The sequence below is a fragment of the Streptomyces sp. NPDC054765 genome (genome assembly GCF_053612065.1).
Window position 1 is genome coordinate 55,471 of the sequence record NZ_JBSHBP010000049.1, and the last position, 6,082, is coordinate 61,552.

General features: G+C 70.1%; 6 protein-coding genes. 2 read left to right on the forward strand and 4 right to left on the reverse strand.

What is annotated here, in order from left to right:
* Positions 1-96 precede the first annotated feature (96 nt).
* Positions 97-828 carry a Clp protease N-terminal domain-containing protein gene (locus ACWGJY_RS26910; protein WP_453263424.1) on the reverse strand — a complete coding sequence of 244 codons (732 nt, stop codon included), beginning with the start codon at positions 826-828 and terminating at the stop codon, positions 97-99.
* Between the two features lie 65 nt (positions 829-893).
* Positions 894-1,115 carry a hypothetical protein gene (locus ACWGJY_RS26915; RefSeq protein WP_453263425.1) on the reverse strand — a complete coding sequence of 74 codons (222 nt, stop codon included), beginning with the start codon at positions 1,113-1,115 and terminating at the stop codon, positions 894-896.
* A gap of 141 nt (positions 1,116-1,256) precedes the next feature.
* Here ACWGJY_RS26915 and ACWGJY_RS26920 point away from each other — a divergent pair, with 141 nt between their 5' ends.
* Entirely contained in the window at positions 1,257-2,039 is a 783-nt protein-coding gene (locus ACWGJY_RS26920; protein ID WP_453263426.1) for a TetR/AcrR family transcriptional regulator, read from the forward strand.
* Between the two features lie 41 nt (positions 2,040-2,080).
* Here ACWGJY_RS26920 and ACWGJY_RS26925 read toward each other — a convergent pair whose 3' ends face one another.
* A complete protein-coding gene (locus tag ACWGJY_RS26925) occupies positions 2,081-3,268 on the reverse strand; it encodes an acyltransferase family protein (protein ID WP_453263427.1) in 1,188 nt (395 codons plus the stop codon).
* Positions 3,265-4,650, reverse strand: a complete 1,386-nt coding sequence (locus ACWGJY_RS26930; protein WP_453263428.1) for a diguanylate cyclase domain-containing protein — start codon at positions 4,648-4,650, stop codon at positions 3,265-3,267. The genes ACWGJY_RS26925 and ACWGJY_RS26930 overlap by 4 nt, the downstream gene beginning before the upstream one ends.
* A 644-nt stretch (positions 4,651-5,294) precedes the next feature.
* Between ACWGJY_RS26930 and ACWGJY_RS26935 the strand changes: the two genes are divergently transcribed.
* Entirely contained in the window at positions 5,295-6,020 is a 726-nt protein-coding gene (locus tag ACWGJY_RS26935; RefSeq protein ID WP_453263429.1) for a transcriptional regulator, read from the forward strand.
* Positions 6,021-6,082: the final 62 nt, after the last annotated feature.

Genomic DNA, 6,082 nt, shown 5'->3' on the forward strand with positions numbered 1-6,082 from the left:
ATTGTTTTTTTTTCTTTGCGGGTTGGGGTTGGGGGCCGGGGGGCGCGGGCCGCCGTGTGTCTCGGGGGGGGGCGGGCACCACCGCTGCCCCTTCAGTTACTCCTGCAGCTTCTCCCGGACCGCCTTCAGGGCGGCCGACACGTGCTCCTCCGTGTTCGTCTTGTCGAGGCCGAGTCCGCTGAGCACGCCCTCGCCGTTCTCCTGCTCCAGCAGTGCCAGCAACAGGTGCTCCGTCCCGACGTAGTTGTGGCCCAGCCGCAGCGCCTCGCGGAAGGTGAGTTCGAGCGCCTTCTTCGCACGGGCGTCGAAGGGCACGAGGGCGGGCAGAGGCTCGCCGGAGGGCTCCGGCAGCGCCTCGGTCGCGGCCGCTCCGACCGTCTCCAGCGGTACGCCCTGGGCGACGAGCACCCGTGCGGCCAGCCCTTCCGGGTCGTCGAGCAGGCCGAGCACGAGGTGTTCCGTGCCGATCTGCGGGTGAGCGCCTTCGCGGGCCTTGTTCTGGGACGCGACGACGACGCTCCTGGCCCGGGGGGTGAACCTGCCGAAGTCCTGGCTCATGTCGGGCGCCGGCTCGTCCTTCGTCACGAACCGCTTCTGGGCGGCCTGCCGGGTGACGCCCATGGACTTGCCGATCTCGGTCCATGAGGCGCCGGAACGGCGGGCCTGGTCGACGAAGTGGCCGATGAGATGGTCGGCCACTTCGCCGAGATGGTCAGCGGCGACGACCGCGCTCTGAAGCTGTTCGAGGGCGTCGCCGTGCACCTTCTTGATGGCCTCGATGAGGTCGTCGAGGCGGACGGGATTGTTGATCTGAGTCGGTTCCACCATGAGGCAACCCTAGGTTGACAGTCGAAACCCTGTCAACCCATGGTTGACACTCCACTCCGGACGGATCAGCCCCGCCGGCCGAGCCCCTTCGCCCGGGTGTGGGACCAGCCCGCCAGCAGCACACCCACGGCGACCAGCACTCCGTGCACGGACAGCATGAGCGCGAATCCACCACCCAGCCACCCCAGGAGTCCGGTGTCGTCGCGATCGACGAGCAGCCGGATCGCCCCCTGCGTGAAGACCACCGTCACGGCGGCGCCGACGATCTGCAGGATGTCGTACTTCATCGATTCCCAAGCCCCCTCGGAGAGTTCTCCCATAGGGTTCCGCGCCCCCTCGGAACGTTACGAACGTATCATTGAGGAAAGAGAAACTTCCGCTGCATTACTGATTAATTCGATTTACGTCACACAATTTGAGGGTTCCAAATGGGGAATGAGCGTGACGAAATGAAGGTCGCCAGGGGGCCCGTGTGCCAGATGTGCGCCGCGGCCGTCCCGGCTCCGGGGCGAGGCCGGCCGGCGCTGTACTGCTCCCGGAGCTGTCAGGCGAAGGCGTACCGGCGGCGCAAGCAGCCGCCCGCCCCGGCGGCCGAGCGGCCCGCGACGCCCGGTGCCTCCTCGCAGCGGCGCCGGCAGATCGCCGAGGCGCTCTGGCGGATCGCCGCCGAACGGGGGCTGCACGCGGCGAGTCTGCGGGAGGTCGCGGCCGAGGCCGGGGTGTCGCTGCGCGCGGTCCAGTACCACTTCGCGAGCAAGCACCGGCTGCTGGTCGACGCACTGCAGCTGCTGCACGAGGAGAACGAACGCATCGCCCGCTCCCGTATCCGGTTCGACGCCACCGATCCCCGCGCCCTGCTGCAGGCGGTGCTGGACGAGTTTCTGCCCGTGGACGCCCAACGCACCACCGCGCTGCGGGTGTTCGCCGCGTACTACGCCCGCAGCCTGACCGACCCGGAGCTCGCCGAGGTCTTTCTGCCCGCCGACCAGCCCTTGGAGCGGCTGGTGGCGGAGCTGATCGCCGCGGCGCAGCGCGACGGGCGGACCGCCCTGGGCCTCGACCCGTGGCGCGAGGCGGACCTGCTGGTGTCCGGGGCGGTGGGACTGGGCCAGGATGTGCTCCACCGGCGCCGCGCGCTGGAGGACGTACGCCGTACGCTCGATTACCACCTCGACAAGATCTTCACCGGAGACCGGCGCACGCTGCGCTGATCTCCGGTGAAGGTGGTGTCCGAGGACTGCCCTTGGAGCGGTCAGCCGGTGGCCGGCTCCGGGTAGAACTCCCGCGGGCGGCCGCGATGGTCCCTGAGGCGGCCGAGCAGGCTCGCCGGGTATTCGATGAGCCAGTAGCTCGCGGCGGCCACGGGTACCGCCGCCAGGAACACGATCAGCAGGGCCAACGGGAAGCCCGGCTGGCCGGTGAGCAGCAGACCGGCCTTGTGGAGCTGGAGCATGACCGGCTCGTGCCAGATGAAGAGGCTATAGCTGATCAGTCCGGTCGCGGTCAGCCAACGGGACGTCAAGAACCCTTGCCACAAGGTCCGTTGACGTACATGGACGGTACTGAAGAGCAGCACCGCCCACAGGGCCGAGGCGATCGGGTGGTAGAAGGTGAAGGTGAAGTTCTCCGGACCGGAGTCCAGGGAGAGCGCGAACAGACCGGCCAGCGCGAGCGCGGACGTCGGCAGCGCGGTGCGCGGGCCGAGCCGGCCCCGGTCACCGAGGGCGGCCGTCAGTACGGCCAGCCCCATCCCGGCCGCGAAGCCGCCGAAGCGGGCCTGCGGACCGAAGTACACCACCCAGTCGGTGTGCGGCACCCCGGAGCCGTAGTGGGCAACGGCGATCCAGGCGAGCGGCGCGGCGAAGAGGACCAGACACCCCGCCGCACATACCGCCACCCTGGTCCCGCGGCGCCGCAGCGGACGGCAGGCGCGTACCGCCAGCGGCCCGAGCGCCACCAGTACGAGGTAGAAGAACACCTCCAGTGACAGCGACCAGGTGGGGCCCAGGGTGTAGAAGATCCGCTGCTGGTCGAAGACATGGGTGAAGGTGAGGTGCTCGGCCAGGTCCTGCCAGTTGCCCGGCAGGGTCGGGTTGCGGCTCGCCCAGACGACCAGCACCGCCAGGACGTACAGCGGCAGGATGCGGACCGCCCGCCGGAAGAGGAAGTGCCGGGCCGGGCGGGTCGAGCGCCCGTCGAGTGCGGCCCGTGCGTACGACAGCGTCAGCAGGTACGCGGACAGCACGAAGAACAGATCGATGACCTCGAGGGAGAAGACGGCGCCGATCGCCGGGTTGCCGACCGGCGGGTGGCTGCCGTGTGCGTCGTAGCGGAAGTACTGCTGCCAGACGTGGAAGGCGACGGTGCTGATCGCGGCGAGTCCGCGGAAGCCGGCGATGGCATCGGTCCGGCTGCCGGCCGGGGCGTCCGTGCTGCTCATCGCCGGGCCACCGCCTTCGCCGCGACGGCCCGCGGGGTGACCGCGGCATTGATGTTCTGTGCCTTGGAGGTGCTGCCGGCGACCGGCAGCAGCACCAGCCGCGGGTCGCGGTCCGCGATCTCGCGGAGCGTGTCCTCGACGGGCAGCGGGTGAGGCGTGTTGTACGCCAGCACGATCTCCAGCTCGCCGGGGTAGTCGAGGCGCAGGAACGACTCGACGGTGTCGACGATCGTCGCGGCCTCATTGGGCAGATATGCGGCGATGACGGCGCTGGCCGGCGGGTAGGGCGCTCCGGGCGTCTCGGGCCGGGTGACCGAGTCGAGCGAGTAGAGGCACTCCAGGACGATCAGCAGCGCGGAGAGCACCAGCCCGGCCACCACCACCCAGTACATGCCGGAGCCGAGGTCCCAGCCCAGCTCGTACGCCTGCCGGTAGAGCACGAACGGCACCGCGACGCCGAGCAGCAGCGCCAGGACCGGGGAGAGCGCCGAGAGGGCGGGCCGGATCAGGGTGCGCAGCGGCGTGCGGCGGTGGCGGCGCGGTGCGCCGCGCATCCACGGCGCATAGCGGACCGGGCGCAGGTCCCGGTGGCGGAGCGCTTCTTGTACCGCGTCGCGGGCCTGGCCGGCGGCCCGGGTGCCGTCCTCGCACCCGGTCAGCGGCAGCCAGCCGATCGCGGGGGTGAGGCGGACGTTCTCGTCGGCGACGACGAACCGGGTGCCGGCCACGGTGGCGGCGAACTTCTCCAGGCCACGGCGGGCCGTCTCCTCGTCGACGCCGGGCAGCAGCATCAGCAGATGGCCGTCTTCGTCCCGGCCGAGCCGGTCGCAGAAGCTCCCGAGCCGCTCCGCGACGCCGGCCAGCCGTTCGGCGACTTCGCGGCGCACCCGCTCGCCGAACCGGGCCTCCAGGGATGCCATTTCGGCCACACCGACCACGGCGAGCACACCGCCGTGCCGGGCGGCCTCGGGACGCTGTAATTCGCGGGCGAGTTCGTCGAGGAAGTGCGGGTGGGAGTACAGACCGGTGCGCGGGTCGCGCAGCAGGTTCTCGACCGGTACGGGGACCCGGCGGAGCTTGGCCTCGATACGGGCGGACAGTTCGACCGGGTCGGAGGTCTCGGGTATGCAGTCGTCGGCGCCGTGGTGCAGCATGTCGGCCACTCCGGCGGGCTCCGGGGTGGCGGTGACCATCAGGAGCGGCAGCGCCCGTCCGGCGGGGACGGTGCGGACCTCGCGGATCACGTCGAGGCCGCCCGCGTCGCGGGTTCCGTGTGCGCCCTGTTCGCCGGGGTCGTCGTGGGCGGTCGGGGCGGGGCGGGTCGCATCGTCGAGCAGGGCCGTGGGTGAGCCCTGGGGGTTGTCATGGTGCGAAGTGAGCACCTGGGAACGTCCTTTCGCGCAAGGAGACATGCGAGAGCCGGGCCGGCCGCGGCATCGGCGGCAGCGGTCCGGTTCTTCAGCCGGTTATCAGATGCATGACACGTTGAACGCGCTCACTCCACGGGTCCGTCGCCGCGGGAACGGACGAGGGCGCGCGGGCACCCGGCTGCTGAGGCAGGCTCCAAGCCTGGGAACGCAGGAAGGCGTTCCAGTACTGATCGCATATGAAGGGTCCCATCCTGATCGGATTGTGGGGGGAGGACCGGATGTCAGGTACGGCCGGCCGGGCCCGCGTGGCGGATCCGGCCGACAACGCCAGCCTCGACGCCGACTGTGACACCGCACCTTCAACCACGTAACGCTCTGATGACGTCCCACCGTCCGCGTGGACTCAAGAACCGCTACCGCCCGGTAAGCACCGAGGCATCGGCTATACCCAGTAAGCGAGTTGATGCGTGAAATCGGACAGATAGTGCACATCTCCCGCACATTCGCCCGCGCGGCCCCGGACGCCCTCGACTCGGAGGGGAACTGGCGATTCGTACCTATCGACCATCTGTTAATCTTCCCGCTCCTGGAGGTTCCTCCATCTCCGCTCCCCCCAAGCACCCCCCGTTCGCCGGGTGCAGCGAGGTGTCCCGTACGTGTACAGCACTCCCTTTTCTCCCGCAGAAGCCAGATCCGCGCGGGCCCGGGTGGGCCTGAGTACGGCTCAGGTCGCCCAGTCCATGACGGCGTGCGGTGCGCCGGTCCGTCCCGAACTGATCGAGGCCTGGGAGTACGGCACCCACGCACCGTCCGAGTCACAGCTGTTCGCCCTGGCGGATGTGCTGTGGTGCCCGCCGACCGTGCTGATGGGCGCCGAGCCCCGCACCCTGGCCGAACACCGGATGGCCCGCCAGCTGAGCGTGGAACGGCTGGCGCAGCTGATCGGCATGGACCCGGCGAAGTACTGGGCGGCCGAGTCGGCGGGGCAGTGGAGTGGCGACTACCGGCAGACCAAGGCGCTGGTGGAGGCGCTGGGACTGTCGCTGCGGAAGCTGATCGGAGTGATGGGCCGCAACGACGAGCTGGCCGGGCATCTGCGGTCGGCCCTCGACGGGCGCTGGAAGGCGCACGTCAAAGCGGTCACCGAGATCACCACACTGAACAAGATCCGGGTGAGCGACGCCCTGCGCACCATGCATGCGGAGTTCGCGGAGTTCTCCGAGCGCTACATGGGGCACGTGGTGGCGCGGAACGACGACTCCCGGCTCAAGGAGGTCGCGGCCGAGCGCTCGGCGTATCTGCGCCGGCTGGTCGACCACTTCTGGGACCTGGTCGGGGACGCGGGCGAGGCACCGCCGTTCAACACTGTGACGACCCACTGACGGGAGCGCAGAGGGCACCGGACGGCAGCGGGCGGGGCGGGAGCCATTTCCGGTTCCCGCCC